The following is a 17972-nucleotide window of genomic DNA, read 5'->3' as shown; positions in this document are numbered from 1 at the left end:
TGAAAATTCTTTGCAGATTGCCGCAACGGGATTTTGGCAGGATGCGCGCACCCATGATTGCCGGCGGAAAACGCGCCACGCCCAGCCGCCGTGTGCGGCTGGAAGATGTCGCCGCACGCTGCGGCGTTTCGGTCAGCACAGCCTCCCGCGCACTCGCAGGCGGGAAGGGCGTGCGTGACGACCTTCGCGCCGCCATCATCGAGACCGCGCGCAAGCTCAACTATACCGTTCCCGCCTCGATAGCGGGCCGAAAGGTGATCCTGGCGGCCTCCAGCGCTGCGATGGTCGACTACGTGCGCAACCAGTTCACCTTCTACGTACTTGAAGGGCTGAACGAGCGAGCGAGCGCGCTGGGTGTCGAGATCGTCTCGCGCGCCATCGCCAACACTGGCGAGGAAATGGCGCTTCTTGAGGAAGCCCGCGACGACGACGGCGTCGTCGGCTGCCTGTTCCTGACGCTCGACGACGAGTCCATGCTCACGCTCGCCAGCGGTTTCGACAAACCCATCGTGCTGGTGAACGGCGACGATCCCGAGATGCGCCGCTCCAGCGTCACGCCATGCAACCGTTCGGCCGCGCGGCTGGCGACCGAACACCTGATCGCGCAGGGTCACGAGCGTATCCTGTTCCTGATGCGGCGCGGCCGGCGCACCATCGAGCGGCGCTTCGAGGGCTGGCAGGACGCGCTTCGCGCGTATGGCCTGGGCGCAGCCGCCGACATGGTGGTCGATGTGCCGGACTGGCTGCCGGAGCTCGCTGCCGAAGCCATCGGCCAGCGGCTGAAGCAGAACGGACGCGATTTCACCGCCGTTCTGGCTGCCGGTGACAGCCTCGCAGTCGGCGCGATGATGGGGCTCGAAGCTGCGGGCCTGAAGGTGCCGTCCGACGTGTCTGTGATGGGCATGGACGACCTGCCGCAGGCCGCGTTTCACAACCCGCCGCTTTCGACCATGCACATTCCGATGCGCGAGATCGGCGCGGCCGCGCTCGATCTTCTGCTCGACGACCTCGGGGGGCGCCACCTCCCGCCCCGCCGCGTGGAGTTTGCCTGCCACATCGTCCAACGCCAGTCGACGGGTCCTGTCCGACGAGACGATTGAGGCCTCCTCCCCTTGCCTCATCACACGAACCGATCGAACCTGCCGTAACCTCCTGCGGCAAACAGCAGCGGCTCGCCGTTGGCGAGGCTGGCGGCATTTACCCGTGCGACCATGATGACGTGGTCGCCGCCATCATGGGCTGCGAACCGCTCACATTCGAAGCGCGAAAGGCAGCCACGCAGCAGCGGCACGCCATCTTCGTTCCTGTCATGCTCCAGCCCTGTGAACGCGTCGCCGGAGCGCGCGAAGCGCCGGCTGAGATCGATCTGGTCGGCTCCCAGCACGTGGACGGCAAAGCGCTCGCAGCGCTCGAAAGCCGGAAACCGCCGGGAATGGCGTCCTATCGACCACAGCACTATGGGGGGTTCGAGCGACACCGAGGAAAAGCTGTTGGCGGTAATGCCGACCGGCCCCTCATCCGTGATCGTCGTGACCACGGTGACGCCCGTCGCGAAACGCCCGAGCGCGTCACGAAACTCGCGCTGCCTTTCCGGGCCGGGCACAAAACGCTTCATGGAGCGGTCGGGCTCCGCGTCGGCGAAGTGATACATCAGGCGACCTCCCTTCCAAGCGCAGCGGTATAGAGCTCGAACCATGTCTCGCGGTCCATCGGCACAGACAGCGCGCTCGACAGTGCAGCGATGCGCGACGGGTCGTTGGTGCCCATCACCGGCAGGATGCGGGAAGGGTGGGCGAGCAGCCACGCAACCGCGACAGCCGACGCATCCACGCCGCATTCCTCTGCGACCGCCGAAAGCTTCTGGCCGAGCGGGGTGCCCGCCTCCCGCATCAACCTGCCGCCACCGAGCGGCGACCATGCCATCGGCGCAAGGCCGCGTTCCTGCAGGAAGGCGACATCTCCGTTGACGAAGCTTTCATGCGCCGCCAGCGACAGCTCGATCTGGTTCGTGACAAGCGGCATCTTCATGGCCGACTGAAGCAGGGTGAAGTCGTAGGGCCGAAAGTTCGAGACGCCGACGGCGCGCACCTTGCCCGATCGCACGGCCTCATCCAGCGCCGCGCCGGTTTCGTGGTGGTCCATCAACGGATCGGGGCGGTGGACAAGCAGCAGGTCTATGCGCTCGATCGCCATCGCCTTGAGCGAGTCATCAACCGAATGCCTGATATGCGCTGCCGTCGTGTCGTAGTGCTTTACGCGCCGGTCCGCATAGCGACCTACAGGCGCGACGATGCCGCATTTGGTGACGATCTCAACCTTGTCGCGCAGGTGGGACGCCGCCTGGAAGCAACCGCCCAGAAACGCTTCGGCCTGGTAGCCGCCATAGATGTCCGCCTGGTCAAGTGTGGTGATGCCCTGCTCAAGACAGGCCTCAATCTTCGCCTGTATATGCTTCGGCGACGTATCGCGGTCGTCGCCCAGCCGCCACATGCCATAGACGATGCGAGACAGTTCAAGACCGCTGCTCAGCTTAACGCGTTCCATCAGCGGCGTTCTCCCGTTCCAAGCGGCGTTGCTGGCAGACCGTCTGGTACGCGGCCATACACATGCGGCAGCGAGCATGTCGAAAGCTGCGGCAGAACGCGCTCGCCGAACGATCGGCATTCGTCCAGATGCGGGTAGCCCGAGAAGATGAAGGCGCGGATGCCCATCTTGCGGTAGGCCTCGATCTCGGAGAGCACCTGATCGGTCGATCCGACCAGTGCCGCGCCGCAGCCCGAGCGCGCACGCCCCACACCGGTCCACATATGCGGCTCGATGAAACCCTCCGCGTCGGCAGCCTCCCGGTTTTTCGCCTGCTGCGCGACACCCAGCGAAGTTGCGTCGAGCGCACGGGCGCGGATCGCCCTGCCCTGCTCGTCATCCAGTTTCGACACCAGTTCTCGCGCGTATTCGCGCGCTTCCGCCTCGGTGTCGCGCACGATCATGTGGACCCGCAGACCATAGTCTAGCGTGCGGCCGTAGGCGGCGGCGCGCTCGTGCACCGCGCGCATCCGTTCGGCAAGCTGCTCTTTCGTTTCCGGCCACATCAGGTAGACGTCGCAATGCTCGGCGCACAGTTCCAGCGCATCGGGGGAATAGCCGCCAAAATAGAGCAGCGGCCCGCCATTTTGCTGGTAGGGCTTTGCCGGGTCGGCCGACACTTTGGCGAAATCGTACACTTCGCCATGGTGATCGATCTCGTCGCGCTCCCATGCCTGCCGCAGGATCTGCACCACCTCGCGCGAGCGCTGGTAGCGGAAGCGGCTGTCGGCCGTCTCGCCTGGAAAATCCGAGGATATGATGTTGAGGGTCAGCCTGCCTTTAAGCATGTGGTCGAGCGTAGCCACCGTGCGCGCCAGCATGATGGGCTGCATCTCACCGCAGCGCACTGCGGCCAGCAAATTGATGCTTGACGTAATCGGCGCACAGCCCGCTACGAAAGACAACGTGTCCTGCCCCACCTGATAGGAGGAGGGGCACAGGATGTTGCGGAAGCCCAGTTCCTCTGCGGTTGTGACGATGTCGGAACAATGTTCCCAGCTCGAGCGCAGGCTGCCGTCCGGCACGCCGAGATGTCGGTAGTCATCGGAGCAGAGAGCCGCGAACCAGGAGACCTCCGCCGCATCCAGATCGGCCGACGTAACCGGCACCACCGTCATGAGTCTGTCCTTCCGTTGTTGCCCGAAACCTCCGCTTTTCGGAGCCGGGCGATTTCCTCTTGCGTAACATCGCCATTGATGTAGATCAATAGTGTATCAATTTTTTCGCGCGCCGACCATGACCAGCAATTACGCCCTTCCCGTACACCAGCAGATCAGCGAGATGCTGATACGGGAGATTGCTGCAGGCATGAGGCTCGACGGGGAGAAGCTGCCACCCGAGCGCGATATGGCGGCAAGCCTCGGCATCGCGGTTGGCACCTTGCGCAAGGCCCTGGCCGACCTGCACGCCAAGGGCCTGCTGGAACGCATACAGGGCTCGGGCAATTACATCCGCTCCAAAAGTGAAGTCGAAAGCGTCTACGCGCTTTTCCGTCTGGAGCTTGTCGAGGGCGGTGGGTTGCCGACCGCGCGCGTCATTTCAGTAGGGCGCCTCGCCAAGACAGACGATATGCCCGCCTTCGGCTCCAGCCCGGAAGGTCATCGGGTTCGCCGGCTGCGGAGCCTCGGCGGCAGGCCCGCTGCGGTGGAGGAAATCTGGCTTGATGGCAGCTACGTCGACCGGATCCAACCGGAGGACTTGTCGGACTCGCTCTACCTCTACTACCGGCGGGCACTCGGCATCTGGATAGCGCGGGCCGAGGACCGCGTGGGCGTAGCCGACGCGCCTGACTGGACGCCAGCCGGCCTTGGCCTCACGCCGGGCCAGCCGGCCGGTTTCATCGAGCGCATCGGCTGGACGCAGGACGGCGCCAGCGCAGAGTACTCCCGGACATGGTTCGACCACACGGTCGCGCGCTATGTCTCTCGGCTTCGCTAGGAAAATCATGGGCAAGCATATTTCGTATGGCATCATTGGATGCGGCATGATGGGGCAGGAGCACCTGCGCAACATCGCGCTGCTGCCCGACACCAGCGTCACGGTCATATTCGAGCCTGACGAGGCCATGCGGACGATTGCCGCCTCGCTTGCGCCGGCGGCTGCACTGGTCGGTTCAGTCCGCGATGTGCTGGCGCATCCGGACATCGACTGCGTGCTGATCGCCAGCCCCAACCACGTGCATTCAGCTCAGTTGCGCGAGATAGCAGCTACACGGCCGCTTCCGCTCATCGTGGAAAAGCCGCTCTTCATCGACCCGACGGAAGCCGAGGCGATGCGGGATTTCGCCGCTCGCTATCCCGCACCTGTCTGGGTAGCGATGGAATACCGCTACATGCCGCCGGTGGCGAAATTCATCGCCGAGGCGGAGGCGGCCACCGGCGGCATCCGTATGCTCACGATCCGGGAGCATCGCTATCCGTTTCTCGACAAGGTCGGCGCGTGGAACCGCTTCGAGCGCACGTCCGGCGGAACGTTCGTCGAGAAATGCTGTCACTTCTTCGACCTGATGCGCCTGATCCTGAAATCCGAGCCGGTGCGTGTCATGGCTTCTGCAGGGCAGGCGGTAAACCATCTCGATGAGCGCTACGGGAACGAGACACCCGACATCTGGGACAACGGCTACGTCATCATCGACTTCGCCAGCAGCGCGCGTGCCATGCTGGAACTGTGCATGTTCGCCGAGGGCAGCCGGTATCAGGAAGAGATCAGCGCGGTTGGCGCAGCAGGCAAGATCGAGTGCCTTGTGCCCGGCCCCACCCGCTTCTGGCCGCCCGAGGCCGGCGATCCGCCGACACCGCTGGTCGTCGTCAGCCCTCGTCAGCCCGGCGGCCCACGCGTGGTCGAGATACCGGTAGACCCGACCCTTCTGGCGGCCGGCGACCACAATGGCTCTACCTTCTACCAGCACCAGCGCTTCTGCGCCGCGTTGCGCGGGGAAGGGCCGGTTGAGGTTACGCTGGAAGACGGGTGGCGCGCGGTGGCGATGGGCATCGCAGCCCAGCGTTCCGCGCGCGCAGGCGTCGTGGTGACCGACGCCGCCTTGAAATACTAGACCTGCGCCAGCACCGAGCCGTCGACATCGGCGATGTTGCGCTTGCCGCAGAGCGCCATGGTGATGTCGAGCTCCTTGCGGATGATCTCCAACGCGGTCGTCACCCCGTCCTTGCCCATCGCGCCGAGCCCGTAGAGGAAGGGTCGGCCGATATAGGTGCCCTTCGCGCCCAGCGCGATGGCCTTCAGCACATCCTGGCCCGAGCGGATGCCGCCATCGACATGGATTTCAATCTTGTCACCGACTGCATCGACAATGCGCGGCAGCATGGCGATGGACGAAAGCGCGCCATCGAGTTGGCGGCCGCCATGGTTGGAGACGATGATCGCGTCAGCCCCGGTAGCGGCTGCCATATGCGCATCCTCCTCATCCAGAATGCCCTTGATGACCAGCTTGCCGCCCCAGCGTTCCTTGATCCAGGCGACATCGTCCCACGACAGCTTCGGATCGAACTGCTCGGCCGTCCACGAAGACAGCGACGACAGGTGGCCCACGCCCTTGGCGTGACCGACAATGTTGCGGAAGGTGCGGCGCGACGTGCCCAGCATACCCAAGCACCAGCGCGGACGCAGCGCCATGTTGACGAGGTTTGGCAGGGTCAGCTTCGGCGGCGCCGACAGGCCGTTGCGCACATCCTTGTGACGCTGGCCGAGGATTTGCAGATCCGCCGTGAGCACCAGCGCCGAGCAATTCGCAGCCTTCGCCCTGTCGATCAAATTGCCGACGAAATCACGGTCGCGCATCACGTAGAGCTGGAACCAGAACGGCTTAGTGGTGACCGACGAGACATCCTCGATCGAGCAGATGCTCATGGTCGACAGCGTAAACGGCACGCCGAATGCCTCGGCCGCCTGCGCGGCTAGCATCTCCCCGTCGGCATGCTGCATGCCTGTCAGGCCGGTCGGGGCCAGTGCCACGGGCATCGAGACCTTCTCGCCGATCATCCTGCTTTCGAGCGAGCGGTCGGTCATATCGACCAGAACGCGCTGCCGCAGCTTGATCCTGGCGAAATCCTCTTCGTTGGCGCGGTAGGTGCTCTCGGTCCATGCGCCGGAATCGGCATAGTCGAAGAACATCGTCGGCACGCGCCGCCGCGCGAGATCCTTGAGGTCGGCGATGGTAAGCATCTTGCGCATGCGAGCGTCCTTCACAACGAGAGGGTGGCAAAGCCAATAGCCTTGCCGTCACGCTGCCTGCAAGCCCATATGCGCGCTCAGTCGTAGAGCACGCAGGCGACCTTGTGGCCGACGCCCACATTGCGGATTGCCGGCGACGACTTTCGCTCGAAAGAAAGCCGCAACGCGCCGCCATCCGCCGACATGCGTGCCGCGTCCGCCAGCGCCTCGCTGCGCTCGCGCATGACGCCTTCGATCTCGACGCGTGCTGCGTCGGTGCCTTGCGGCGCCGTGACCACGATGTCGAGCCCCTCGACCTTCGGCTCGCCAAGCGTGGAGACATCGACGCCGGCAAGCTTGCGCGCTGCGATCGCGGATGCCACGTCACGCCCTTCCCAGCCACACTCCACGGTCGCCAACGGGCAGCGCGTGTGGAACCGGCAGCCGTTCGGCGGTTCGATGGCGCTGGGGATTTCACCTGCCGCCTCCAGCGGCGGCTTCACCACGTCGGGATCGGGCTCGGGGCTCGCATCCAGCAGGAGCTGCGTGTAGGGATGCTTGCGCTCTGCAATCACCGTCTCGGTCGGGCCCACCTCGACGATTTCGCCGAGATACATGATCGCTGTGCGGTCCGCGACGTAGCGGATCGTCGGCAGGTCGTGGCTGACATAGACAAAGGATATGCCGAGTTCGTCGCGGAACCGGCGCATCAGGTTGAGCACGCCGGCCCGGATCGACACGTCGAGCATCGATACCGGCTCGTCGGCGACTACGAAGCGCGGCTCCAGAACGATAGCGCGGGCGATCGCCACACGCTGGCGCTGCCCGCCCGAAAGCTCGTGCGGGAACCGTTCCAGGTAGGTGTCGGCCGGCTTCAACCCGGCGCGTTCCAGCGCCTGCTTCACCTTTGCCGAAAGCTCGTCGCCCTTAGCGAGCTTGTGGATCTTGAGGGGCTCACCGACGATGTCCGCGATCGTGAAGCGGGGATTGAGCGTCTGGTAAGGGTCCTGAAACACCATCTGAGCGGCGCGGCGGAAGGCCTTCAAGTCCTTGCCCTTGAGCGTCGATACGTCGCCTCCATCGAAGCGTATCTCGCCTTCGGTCACCTCCTGCAGCTTAACCAGCATCTCGCCGGTCGTGGTCTTGCCGGAACCGGATTCGCCTGCAAGTCCCAGTATTTCGCCTGCCTTCAAATCGAAGTCGATGCCGTCGACCGCATGGACCTTCTTTTCCTCGCCGCCGCCGAATGAGGAGAAGAACCCGCCGGGTATCGGGAAGTGCCGCTTGAGGGCTTCGACCTCAACGACGTTGCCGCCTTCCACCTGCGCCTTGGACGCCGGCGGTGTCATGGCTTCGCCCAGCCGTTCGCCGACTTTCTCCCAAGTCTCGTTGCGCGAGGCGATGACGCGGAACTCTTCCGCGCGCTCGGGGAAGTGGCAGGCGGTCGCGTGATCGCCGCTCACCTGTCGCAGCGCAGGCGCTTCCTCGCGGCAGCGCTCCTCTGCGAACGGGCATCGCGCCGCAAAGCGGCAGCCCTTGGGCGGGTTCAGAAGGTTCGGCGGTGTGCCGGGAATGGAAATCAGCTCGCGCTTTGCTCCTTCCAGCGTTGGAAACGCGTTGGTCAGACCCATCGTGTAGGGGTGCGCCGGCAGGCGGAAGACCTCGCGTACGGGCCCGGTTTCCATGATCTTGCCGCCATACATGACAGCCACCCGATCGCAGGTCTGCACCACCACTGAAATGTCGTGGGTGATGAACAGCAGCGACATGCCGTGTTCGCGCCGCAAACGGCTCAGCCGCGCGAGGATTTGCGCCTGCGTCACCACGTCCAGCGCGGTCGTCGGCTCGTCTGCGATCACCAGCTTGGGGTCGAGCGCCATCGCCATCGCGATGATGGCGCGCTGCTTCATGCCGCCCGACATCTCGTGCGGATAGGCGCGCAGCCGCGACGGGTCGATGCCGACCGCACGGAACAGTGTCTCACCATGCGCCCACGCATCTTTGGTGTCGATGGTGATGTGGGCCTGCATCGCCTCGACGATCTGGTCGCCGACGCGATAGACGGGATCGAGCGCGTTCATCGCGGCTTGCGAAATCCAGGCGATATCCTTCCAGCGAACGCGCCGCATGGCTTCCTCGTCCAGCGGTACGAGATCGCGTCCGCCGAAGTCGATGCGACCACGCGGGATTTCGCCGTTTGGTGGAAGAAGCTTCAGCATCGCCTTGGCGGCCGTGGTCTTGCCGCAGCCGGACTCGCCGACGAGGCCCAGCGCCTCGCCGGGCCGGATCGAAAAGTCGATGCCATCGACCGCCTGCACAGGGCCAGAGCCTGTGCGGTAATGGATCGCCAGATCGCGAACGTCGAGAAGGTTTGCGCTCATTGGCGTGCCCTCAGGCGCGGGTTGGCGATCAGCTCAAGCGAACGCGAGATGAAGAACACGGACAGCACCGTCGTCATGATGAAGAAGCCCGGCGGCAGGTTCCACCACCATGCTGTGCGCCAAGCGCCCGACAGGCGTGCGTTATGCAGGATGCCGCCCCACGAGATCGACTGCGGCGGCCCGAGCCCGAGGAAGGAGAGCGTGGCTTCGGCGATGATCGAAACGCCGACGATGATGGCTAGTTCGAGGAACACCAGCGGCATCACGTTCGGAAAGATGTGCAGGTACATGATGCGCAGGTCAGACGCGCCGGCGACGCGTGCCGCTTTCACGAACGGACGTTCGCGCAGCGACAGAACCTGGGAGCGGATGAGCCGCGCAACCGTGCGCCATGTCAGCAGCGACACGGCGAGGATCACGATGGTCAGGCTCGGCTCGAACAGAAGCACGAGAATCAGCGCAAAAGGCTCGAAGGGAATACCGTACATCACGTCCACCGTGCGCATCAGCACAGTCTCGGTCCGGCCACGGAAATAGCCGGCTATGAGGCCGACATTCGTACCGATCAGCACCACCAGCAGCGCACCAAGAAAGCCGACCAGCAGCGCGATGCGCGAACCGTGAACGTTCTGGCTGTAGAGATCGCGGCCGAGATGATCGGTGCCGAACCAGTGGTCGGCGCTCGGCGCGGCGAGGCGATTGACGAACCGGTCGGAACCGAGCGCGAAGACGTTTTCGCCTGCCGCCATCACCGCACGGAAGTGACGTTCGCTTTCGCTACTTGCCGGCTGCCATGCTTCGCCGTCTGCCGCGCGCTCGATGATCGTGCCGTTGCGGCCCACTGCAAAGGCGGCACCATCGTCGCCGACCCAGCCGCTGCGCAGCGCGCGCATTTCGGCGACCGTTTCCTCGCTCCAGCGGGCCTCAGGCCCCGCACGGCTCACTACAGTGCCGCGCTCTCCAACGGCGAGCGCATTGCCGCTCGGCGAGATATGCAGGCCGTTGAGCTGGCGCGACGTTCCCAGCCGCTCCATCGCGGCGCTGCCGTCGGCGGGGTCATAACGGATCGCAAGGCCGCGATCGCCGACCGCCAGCATGGTGCCGTCCGCGTCGCGCGCAACCGCATACAGTGGAAAGCCGCGTCCTACCGGACTGTCGATTTCGGTGACCTGCGGCGATGGCGAAAGGTCGAGCCGCCATATTTCCTCGCCGGAGCCGACAATGAGCGCCGAGCCCGCGTCGAGCCACGCGACAGCGTTCAGATCGGCGGGCGCGGGAGCCTCGATCGCCTGCCACTCTTCGCCATCGAGGTGCAGGATCGTTCCGCCAGAACCGACCGCCAGTGCTTTGCCGTCGGCGGCCATTGCCACACCGTTCAGGTCGGCATCCACCGGCGTTTCGATACCGCTCCAGCCCTCACCGACCGTATAGCGATAAGCCGTGCCTTCGCGCCCGACGGCGATGCCGTTGCCGGTGCCGTCATCGTCCGCCGCCTGGATTGCGACATCGCCGAGCGAGTTTTCGAGCCGCCAAACGATCCCGGTTTCGGCGTCGCCGGAGCGGACGAGCACGGAGGCGTCCTCGACCTCGTTGACGGCGCGCGGATCGTGCGTGGAGAGCAGCGGCGCGGCCAGCGCCATGGCGACGATAAGCGACAGGACGGCGAGGCCGATCACCGCCAGCCGGTCCATCAGCATGAACCGCAGCGGCGCGAGCGCGCTCTTGAAGTAGGACGGCAGGATCATTTGAAACTCACCCTCGGGTCGAGCGTCGAATAGAGGATATCGACAAGCAGGTTCAGGGTGATGACGAAGGCGGCCATGACCAGGAAGCTCGCCTGCGCCAGCGGGAAATCGGAGGTGCGCACGGCGTTGAGGATCTCACGGCCCAGCCCCGGCCACGAGAACACCACCTCGACCACCACCTGCCCGCCGGCCGCCAGCCCGATCGTCACTGCAAGCTGCGTGACGACGGGCAGAAGCGCGTTGCGCGCAGCGTGGTTGTAGAGGATGCGCCGCTCGGGCAGCCCCTTGGCGCGTGCCATCTCGATAAAGTCCTCGCCATAGACCTCGAGCATGGTGTTGCGCATGATGAGCAGCGGCGAGCCGAGATAGTAAAGCGCCACGATCATGGCCGGCAGCGCCAGATGCCATAGAAAGTCGAGCGTGAAGATTTTGTCGAAGAACCCTGTGGCCGTGTAGGGCAGCGTGCGCATGCCGCTGGTTGGCAAGAAGCCCAGCATCACGCCGAAGACGAGGATGCCGATCATGCCCGTCCAGAACATCGGGGCGGAGCGGAACATCAGGCCTACGAAGATGCCTGTCGTGTCGGCTCTGGTACCCCGCCGCCAGGATAGCCATGCGCCCAGCGGTACACCGATGACATAGGCGATGGTGATCGCCGTCAGCATCAGCACCATCGTGTTGCCGAGCCGTTCCCAGATGATGTCGGCCACCGGGGCGCGATAGTGGAACGAGAAGCCGAAATCGCCCTGCACGGCATTCTGCAGGAACAGCAGATATTGCTGCCATAGAGGCTGATCGAGACCAAACGAGCGGCGTACCATTTCGCGCTGCTCCGGGCTCAGGCCTTCAGCCAGAAGCGCCGTCGTCGGGTCCGGCAAACCGGCGCGAAACAAGAAGAACAACAACGTCGCGATGATGAAAAGCGATACGAACGCCTGCAGGGCGCGGCGTATCAGATAGCTGCGGCGGGACATGGCTTTTGGCTTCCGCTGAATGGAGCAGCCTCCCCGCGCGGCCGGCGGCGACGCGAGGAGGCGTTATGTGCGGACCGGTTACTTTACGAGCCGGCCTTCACTGTCCCAGGAATAGCCAGCCTCTTCCAGCTCGGCCTTTGCCGCTTCCATGTCGAAATCGAAGGTTTCGACGAAGGGGTTGTGCCAGAAGGCATTGACCGGCGCGATGACGCTGGTGCCGACTTCGCCGCGCCCGTCGAGCAGCACGTTGACCATCCGCTCGCGGTCCATTGCCTTGGTCAGAGCGCGACGCACGGCCACATCGTCGAACGGTGCGCGGCGCGTGTTGTAGGTCATGTGGTAGTAGCCGAAGTCGGGAACCGAAACGACGCTGAGGTGGTCGGCGGATTCAGCCAGCGGAATCTGGCCTGCTTCCATGCGCCACGCGGTCATGTCGATCGCCTGCGTCTGGAGTGCGGTGAACACGCCTTCCATGTCGGCGTAGATCACGAACTCGACCCCGTCGACGGCAATGTCGTCGGCCTGGAAGTGGTCAGCGTTCTTTTCCAGCGACATGATCTCGCCGCGATTGTAGCTGGCGTATTTGAACGGGCCTGAACCCACGGTCGGGATTTGCTCGGGCGTGAGGTCGCCCGGGTTCTCGATCGCCTCCCAGATGTGCTTGGGCAGGATCGGAATCTGCGAAAGCGCGATGTTTGCGAAGGAGGCCGAAGGCGTCTTCAGGTTGAAGCGAACGGTCAGGTCGCCGGTCGCCTCGACTGTATCGACCGGGGCGAGGTAGGCGTCGAAATAGGCATAGTCCTGCGCCTGATAGTAGCCGAAGGTGAAGGCCACGTCTTCGGCCGTCACCGGCTCGCCATCGTGGAAGGTCAGACCTTCGCGCAGCGTGACGTCGATCGTCGTCTCGTCGACGGCCTCGACCGAAGCCGCCATCCAGTTCATCGGCTCGACATCGGGCGTCAGGCGCACGAGGCGGTCGTAGTAGAGGCGCATCCACTTCCAGCCCCAGACCGAGGTCGAGGCAAGCGGATTGAGATTGTCGGGCTCCTGCGGGCCACCGATGCGCAGCGTCTTGCGGTCGGTTAGCGGCTGTGCCTGCATCGGCGTCCATTCGCTGTAGAGACCTTCACCGGCCATGGCGTTCATCTCGCCGAAGGCGGTGTTGTTGTAGGCGACCACCTCGTCGCGGTAGAACAGCACGATCACCGGCGCATCGGGAACATAGGTTTCCTGCAGTTCATGCACGAGGTCACGCCGCGCCTCGGTATCGAACTCGCGTGCCTGCGCGTCGAAGAGTTCATCGACTTTGGGGTTGCTGTAGCCACCGGGATTGTTCGCGCCCAGGCTGGTCGCGCGTGAATCGAGTGTGCCCAGATAGAAATGCGGATCGAGACGATCGATACGGCCCGACCAGCCCACGATGGCCGCGTCGAAATCCTGCTGATCGTAGAACTTGCCCAGCAGCGTGGAAAATTCGGTCGGCCGCACGTTCACTTCCAAACCCAGCTCACGCCATTTCTCGGCGATGATGTAGGCCGCCTCGTAGCGGATCGGATCGTAGGCTTCGGTCGTCGTGTCGATGTTGATCGCAGGCACGCGCTCCTGCGCGAGAGCACCTGTCGCCATGGCGGCGACCAGCGTGGTTGTCGCAACGAGACCGAGAATATTTTTCCTGAGCAGCACGGTTGAGTTCCCCTTTTTATTGATGCTGAAAATCGCATAACACCATTCGGGGGCATGTCAAAACCGCAATCTGGTGCAGGCGGGGTCGCTACTTGTCGCGTCCGGGCCGCCAAAAGCCGGTAACACGCGAAAAGTTGTTTATTTCAAGCTGTTTTGAAACGTGAGGAACGCATTTCTCACATCCTCGTCAGATGCGACAAATCATACCCCCCTGAGATGGGTCTGTGGAAAAGCCTACTTGTGCGCACTCATACGCGCACCCAGCCGCTCCTGCCTGCCAGCGCCTGCGCTCCGCCGGCCACCTCCTGCCAATGACCGAAGGGGCCCGTTGATCGCACCGCGAAAAACGCGTGCTCATCACCGGCGGTAAGGGGATGAATTTTCTACGACAACCCCGCATCACGCATCACGCTGCCTCTTCGCGCGGTGTCGGCCCCGATATTGTGGTCACATCTGCAAATGCGTTTTCGTCCTCAGGAGACCCTTATGAGACGCCTTCTTCTCGCCGGCGCCGCAGCCGCGCTCGTGTTCACGGCTCCCGCTCAGGCGCAGTCGCCGAACAGCATCCTCAACGCCTCCTACGACATTGCGCGCGAACTGTTCGTCGCCGTCAACGAAGCGTTCGTTCCGGCCTACAAGGCGGCGACGGGACAGGACGTCACGGTCGACCAGTCGCACAGCGGCACGTCCGCTCAGGCGCGCTCCATCGTCGAGGGGCTGGAGGCCGACGTGGTGACCTTCAACCAGGTCACGGACATCGACTTCCTCGTCCAGAACGGCCTCGTCAGCGAGGACTGGCAGAGCGAGTTCCCGAACAACGCCTCGCCCTACTACTCGTTTCCGTCCTTCCTCGTGCGCGAGGGCAACCCGAAGGACATCAACGACTGGGACGACCTCGCCCGCGACGACGTGCAGGTGATCTTCCCCAACCCCAAGACCTCGGGCAATGCGCGCTACACCTATCTGGCAGCAACCGCCTACGCGCTTGAAGCCTTCGACGGCGACCAGGAGCAGGTGACCGCGTTCATCACCAAGATTTTCGACAACGTGCCCGTGTTCGACACCGGCGGCCGTGGCGCGACCACCACCTTCGTGGAGCGCGGGATCGGCGACGTCATCATCACCTTCGAGGCCGAGACGCGCGGCATCGCCAGGGAGTTCGGCGACGACAAGTTCGATCTCGTCGTGCCTTCGGTCAGCCTTTTGGCCGAGTTCCCTGTCGCCATCGTCGATCGTGTCGCGGACAGACGCGGCAGCGGCGAACTGGCAAAGGCCTATCTCGAATTCCTCTATTCAGAGGAAGGCCAGCGCATCGTCGCCCAGCATGGCAACCGTGTCCATGACGAGACGGTAAAGGCCGAGTTCGCCGAAGACTTCCCGGAAGTGCGCCTCGTCACAGCCGAAGACGTATTCGGCGGCTGGGATGCTATCCAGGAGAACCACTTCGCATCCGGCGCGCTGCTCGACCAGATTTACGGCGAACGTTGACGCCCCACCCCTTTTAGGGTTCAAGGCCGGCGGGCTGCGCAGTCCGCCGGCCGCTCCATTTTGATCGAAGGGTACGTCAGTTGAGACGCCGCGTGTTGCCAGGACTGCCTCTGTCGCTCGGCATAACCCTGTTTTATGTCGCGCTGATCGTCCTGCTGCCGCTTGGCGCGCTGGTCTTCAAGGCGGCCAGCCTTGGGTTCGAGGATTACTGGCGCATCATATCCTCGGATCGGGCCGTAGCCAGCTATCGCGTCACCGTGCTTTGCGCACTCGGCGCCACCGCCGCCAACGTGGTCTTCGGCATGTCGCTCGCTTGGGTGCTGGTGCGCTACGAGTTTCCCGGCAAGCGATTTGTCGATGCCATCGTCGATCTGCCCTTCGCGTTGCCCACGGCGGTCGCCGGCATCGCGCTCACCGCGTTGTTCGCCCAGAATGGCTGGCTCGGCTCGCTCCTCGCGCAGTTTGGCGTTCAGGTTGTCTATACGCCGCTCGGCATCATGGTGGCGATGTTCTTCACCAGCATGCCCTTCATGGTGCGCACAGTTCAGCCTGTGCTCGAAGACCTCGACCCCGCGCTCGAGGAGGCCGGGCAGTCGCTTGGCGGCACCGACTGGCAAATCTTCGGCCGCGTCATCCTTCCGCTGCTGACGCCTGCGCTGCTCGCCGGCTCGTCGCTCACGTTCGCCCGCAGCCTGGGCGAGTTCGGCGCGATCATCTTCATCGCCGGCAACCGGCCGATGTCGACCGAGATCACCGCGCTGCTCGCCTTCATCAGGCTGGAGGAATACAATTACGCGGGCGCAGCCGCCATCGCCTCCGTGCTTCTCATCACCGCCTTCGTCATGCTGGCGTTGACCAACTATTTGCAGGCGCGCGCCCTGCGCTACACGGCGAGGAACTGACCATGAGCGCGCGCCACGCCAACAAGCCGCCCCGGATTGGCGATGCCCCGGCCTTCCGCCGCTTCATGATCGGCTTCGTGCTCGTCATCGGTGCGCTGTTCGTGCTTGCGCCGCTGCTTGTCATTTTCACCCAGGCATTTTCGCTGGGCGTCGGCCATTTCACGGCCACCATCGCGCATCCCGACACGCGCCACGCCATCTATCTCACGGTCATGACAGCGCTGATCGCCGTGCCGCTCAACACCGCGTTCGGCATCGCAGCGGCGTGGGCCATCACCAAGTTCGATTTCTGGGGCCGGCGCTTCCTGCTGATCGTCATCGAGATCCCGTTCTCGATCTCTCCGATCGTGGCGGGTGTCGCCTATCTCTTTGTCTACGGACTTCAGGGCCTATTCGGCCCGGCGCTGCAGTCGGCAGAGATCAAGGTGCTCTTCGCGCTGCCGGGCATTGTCCTGGCGTCGATGTTCGTGACCGCCCCGTTCGTGGCGCGCGAGCTGATACCGCTGATGCAGGCGCAGGGGCGCGACCTCGAGGAGGCGGCCACCTCGCTGGGAGCGTCAGGCTGGCGCACCTTCCTGTCGGTCACGCTGCCCAACATCCGCTGGGCGCTGCTCTACGGCGTCGTGCTGTGCAATGCCCGCGTGATGGGCGAGTTCGGCGCGGTGTCGGTGGTCTCGGGCAAGATACGCGGCCAGACCAACACGCTGCCGCTGCACATCGAGCTTCTCTACCACGACTACAACACGGTCGGCGCGTTCGCGGCCGCTTCCATCCTCGCGCTGCTGGCTCTCGTCACCATCGTCGCCAAGCTTGCGCTGGAGCGCCGCGGTGCGGGCCGTGCCGGCAGGCCGGCGCTTGCGGGGCCGGCCACGATCGCCCAGGGAAAGACGTCATGAAGATCATCCTCGACAACGTCATCAAGACATTCGACACTTTCCGCGCGGTCCATGGCGTCTCCTTGGAGATCGGGAGCGGCGAGCTCGTCGCCTTGCTCGGCCCCTCAGGCTCCGGCAAGACCACGATCCTGCGCATGGTCGCGGGGCTGGAATACGCCGATGGCGGCGCGATCTATTTCGGCGACGAGGACGCGACGGAGATTCCGGTGCGCCAGCGAGGCGTCGGCTTCGTCTTCCAGCACTATGCGCTGTTCCCGCACATGACGGTTGGCGAGAACGTCGCCTTCGGCATGAAGGTCTCCAAGGTACGCCGCGCCAAGCCGGAAATCGACGCGCGGGTCGAGGAACTGCTGCGGCTGGTAAAGCTCGACGGGCTCGGCAACCGCTTCCCTACGCAGATTTCCGGCGGCCAGCGCCAGCGCGTGGCGCTCGCCCGCGCTCTCGCCGTCGATCCCAAGGTTCTGTTGCTCGACGAGCCGTTCGGCGCGCTCGACGCCAACGTGCGGCGCGACTTGCGCCGATGGCTGCGCGAAATCCATGACGAGCTCGGCATCACGACGCTGTTCGTCACCCACGATCAGGAAGAGGCGCTGGATCTGGCGGACCGCGTCGTCATTCTCGATCAGGGGCGCATCGTGCAGCAGGGCACGCCGGAAGACGTCTGCCGCCGGCCGGATTCGGCCTTCGTGATGAAGTTCCTTGGCGATACGAACAGGCTGCCCGGCACCGCTTCCGGCGGCAGGGCCGTGATAGCGGGCGCGAGTTTCGACGCGCAGGGCGTGGCTGACGGTCCCGTCGAGCTTCTGGCTCGGCCGGGCGATCTCGGCTGGCAGACCGACGGCGGCGGCATACCCGCGCAGGTCACGCGCGTGATCGACAGGCCGGAAGGGCGGCGCGTGCTGGCGCGCACCGAAGGCGGCGAAGTCGTGGAACTGGATGTCGCGGCGGACACGAAGATCGCAGCCAACGATCGCGGCTTCATACAGGTTCTGCGTTGCAACGTCTTCGCCGCGTAATCGGCGGATCATGGTCGAATACTGAAGCAAATACCTGCATAGGTAGAGAAAGACGCGTCCGCGTGGCTGTCACACCATAAAAAACACACAAAAACGCAACCTTTTCCAGCTTGTATATCAGTTCGACGGAATCTATG

General features: G+C 64.3%; 15 protein-coding genes. 7 read left to right on the top strand and 8 right to left on the bottom strand.

Annotated features, from left to right (window positions below; translation table 11 throughout):
• Positions 1-41: 41 nt before the first annotated feature.
• Positions 42-1100, top strand: coding sequence for a LacI family DNA-binding transcriptional regulator (locus FY036_RS09000; RefSeq protein ID WP_235897594.1), 1059 nt, complete (start codon positions 42-44; stop codon positions 1098-1100).
• Positions 1101-1120: 20 nt separating this feature from the next.
• Here FY036_RS09000 and FY036_RS08995 read toward each other — a convergent pair whose 3' ends face one another.
• From FY036_RS08995 to FY036_RS08985, 3 genes are read right to left on the bottom strand one after another with little or no spacing between them, the layout of a single operon-like run.
• On the bottom strand, positions 1121-1651 hold the full coding sequence (locus FY036_RS08995; protein WP_148914381.1) for a flavin reductase family protein: 531 nt from the start codon (positions 1649-1651) through the stop codon (positions 1121-1123).
• Positions 1651-2544 (bottom strand): aldo/keto reductase, encoded by an 894-nt coding sequence (locus tag FY036_RS08990; protein WP_148914380.1) that lies wholly within the window; start codon positions 2542-2544, stop codon positions 1651-1653. The genes FY036_RS08995 and FY036_RS08990 overlap by 1 nt, the downstream gene beginning before the upstream one ends.
• On the bottom strand, positions 2544-3701 hold the full coding sequence (locus FY036_RS08985; RefSeq protein ID WP_148914379.1) for an LLM class flavin-dependent oxidoreductase: 1158 nt from the start codon (positions 3699-3701) through the stop codon (positions 2544-2546). The genes FY036_RS08990 and FY036_RS08985 overlap by 1 nt, the downstream gene beginning before the upstream one ends.
• 118 nt (positions 3702-3819) lie before the next feature.
• Here FY036_RS08985 and FY036_RS08980 point away from each other — a divergent pair, with 118 nt between their 5' ends.
• The gene (locus tag FY036_RS08980; RefSeq protein ID WP_148914378.1) at positions 3820-4521 is read left to right on the top strand and encodes a GntR family transcriptional regulator; all 702 of its coding nucleotides are present in this window, start codon (positions 3820-3822) and stop codon (positions 4519-4521) included.
• 7 nt (positions 4522-4528) lie between these two features.
• Complete coding sequence (locus FY036_RS08975; RefSeq protein WP_201744727.1) at positions 4529-5635, top strand: Gfo/Idh/MocA family protein; 1107 nt, start codon at positions 4529-4531, stop codon at positions 5633-5635.
• On the opposite strand, the gene FY036_RS08970 is transcribed toward FY036_RS08975, so the two are convergent.
• The 5 genes from FY036_RS08970 to FY036_RS08950 form a co-directional block, all read right to left on the bottom strand.
• The gene (locus FY036_RS08970) at positions 5632-6771 is read right to left on the bottom strand and encodes an alpha-hydroxy acid oxidase (protein ID WP_148914376.1); all 1140 of its coding nucleotides are present in this window, start codon (positions 6769-6771) and stop codon (positions 5632-5634) included. The two genes, FY036_RS08975 and FY036_RS08970, sit on opposite strands and share 4 nt — an antisense overlap.
• Before the next feature lie 77 nt (positions 6772-6848).
• The gene (locus FY036_RS08965; protein ID WP_148914375.1) at positions 6849-9131 is read right to left on the bottom strand and encodes a dipeptide ABC transporter ATP-binding protein; all 2283 of its coding nucleotides are present in this window, start codon (positions 9129-9131) and stop codon (positions 6849-6851) included.
• Entirely contained in the window at positions 9128-10876 is a 1749-nt protein-coding gene (locus FY036_RS08960; protein ID WP_148914374.1) for an ABC transporter permease subunit, read from the bottom strand. The genes FY036_RS08965 and FY036_RS08960 overlap by 4 nt, the downstream gene beginning before the upstream one ends.
• A complete protein-coding gene (locus FY036_RS08955; RefSeq protein WP_148914373.1) occupies positions 10873-11850 on the bottom strand; it encodes an ABC transporter permease in 978 nt (325 codons plus the stop codon). The genes FY036_RS08960 and FY036_RS08955 overlap by 4 nt, the downstream gene beginning before the upstream one ends.
• Positions 11851-11928: 78 nt before the next feature.
• Positions 11929-13533 (bottom strand): ABC transporter substrate-binding protein, encoded by a 1605-nt coding sequence (locus FY036_RS08950; protein WP_201744726.1) that lies wholly within the window; start codon positions 13531-13533, stop codon positions 11929-11931.
• 486 nt (positions 13534-14019) lie between these two features.
• Here FY036_RS08950 and FY036_RS08945 point away from each other — a divergent pair, with 486 nt between their 5' ends.
• The 4 genes from FY036_RS08945 (at position 14020) to FY036_RS08930 (ending at position 17835) form a co-directional block, all read left to right on the top strand.
• A complete protein-coding gene (locus FY036_RS08945) occupies positions 14020-15021 on the top strand; it encodes a sulfate ABC transporter substrate-binding protein (RefSeq protein WP_148914372.1) in 1002 nt (333 codons plus the stop codon).
• A gap of 80 nt (positions 15022-15101) precedes the next feature.
• Complete coding sequence (gene cysT, locus FY036_RS08940; protein WP_148914371.1) at positions 15102-15923, top strand: sulfate ABC transporter permease subunit CysT; 822 nt, start codon at positions 15102-15104, stop codon at positions 15921-15923.
• A 2-nt stretch (positions 15924-15925) separates the two neighbouring features.
• Positions 15926-16819: a sulfate ABC transporter permease subunit CysW gene (cysW, locus tag FY036_RS08935; protein ID WP_201744725.1), complete on the top strand. Its 894-nt coding sequence runs from the start codon at positions 15926-15928 to the stop codon at positions 16817-16819.
• On the top strand, positions 16816-17835 hold the full coding sequence (locus FY036_RS08930) for a sulfate/molybdate ABC transporter ATP-binding protein (RefSeq protein WP_148914370.1): 1020 nt from the start codon (positions 16816-16818) through the stop codon (positions 17833-17835). The genes cysW and FY036_RS08930 overlap by 4 nt, the downstream gene beginning before the upstream one ends.
• Positions 17836-17972: the final 137 nt, after the last annotated feature.

The sequence above is a fragment of the Neoaquamicrobium microcysteis genome (assembly GCF_008180155.1).
GTDB lineage: Bacteria > Pseudomonadota > Alphaproteobacteria > Rhizobiales > Rhizobiaceae > Aerobium > Aerobium microcysteis.
Note: the sequence above shows the minus strand (reverse complement) of the source record. Positions and strands in the feature narration are given on the sequence as shown.

Coding starts and splice junctions, on each gene's coding strand:
- FY036_RS09000 (WP_235897594.1), top strand. CDS start 42: ATGCGCGCACCCATGATTGCCGGCGGAAAACGCGCCACGCCCAGCCGC.
- FY036_RS08995 (WP_148914381.1), bottom strand. CDS start 1,651: ATGTATCACTTCGCCGACGCGGAGCCCGACCGCTCCATGAAGCGTTTT.
- FY036_RS08990 (WP_148914380.1), bottom strand. CDS start 2,544: ATGGAACGCGTTAAGCTGAGCAGCGGTCTTGAACTGTCTCGCATCGTC.
- FY036_RS08985 (WP_148914379.1), bottom strand. CDS start 3,701: ATGACGGTGGTGCCGGTTACGTCGGCCGATCTGGATGCGGCGGAGGTC.
- FY036_RS08980 (WP_148914378.1), top strand. CDS start 3,820: ATGACCAGCAATTACGCCCTTCCCGTACACCAGCAGATCAGCGAGATG.
- FY036_RS08975 (WP_201744727.1), top strand. CDS start 4,529: ATGGGCAAGCATATTTCGTATGGCATCATTGGATGCGGCATGATGGGG.
- FY036_RS08970 (WP_148914376.1), bottom strand. CDS start 6,771: ATGCGCAAGATGCTTACCATCGCCGACCTCAAGGATCTCGCGCGGCGG.
- FY036_RS08965 (WP_148914375.1), bottom strand. CDS start 9,131: ATGAGCGCAAACCTTCTCGACGTTCGCGATCTGGCGATCCATTACCGC.
- FY036_RS08960 (WP_148914374.1), bottom strand. CDS start 10,876: ATGATCCTGCCGTCCTACTTCAAGAGCGCGCTCGCGCCGCTGCGGTTC.
- FY036_RS08955 (WP_148914373.1), bottom strand. CDS start 11,850: ATGTCCCGCCGCAGCTATCTGATACGCCGCGCCCTGCAGGCGTTCGTA.
- FY036_RS08945 (WP_148914372.1), top strand. CDS start 14,020: ATGAGACGCCTTCTTCTCGCCGGCGCCGCAGCCGCGCTCGTGTTCACG.
- cysW (WP_201744725.1), top strand. CDS start 15,926: ATGAGCGCGCGCCACGCCAACAAGCCGCCCCGGATTGGCGATGCCCCG.
- FY036_RS08930 (WP_148914370.1), top strand. CDS start 16,816: ATGAAGATCATCCTCGACAACGTCATCAAGACATTCGACACTTTCCGC.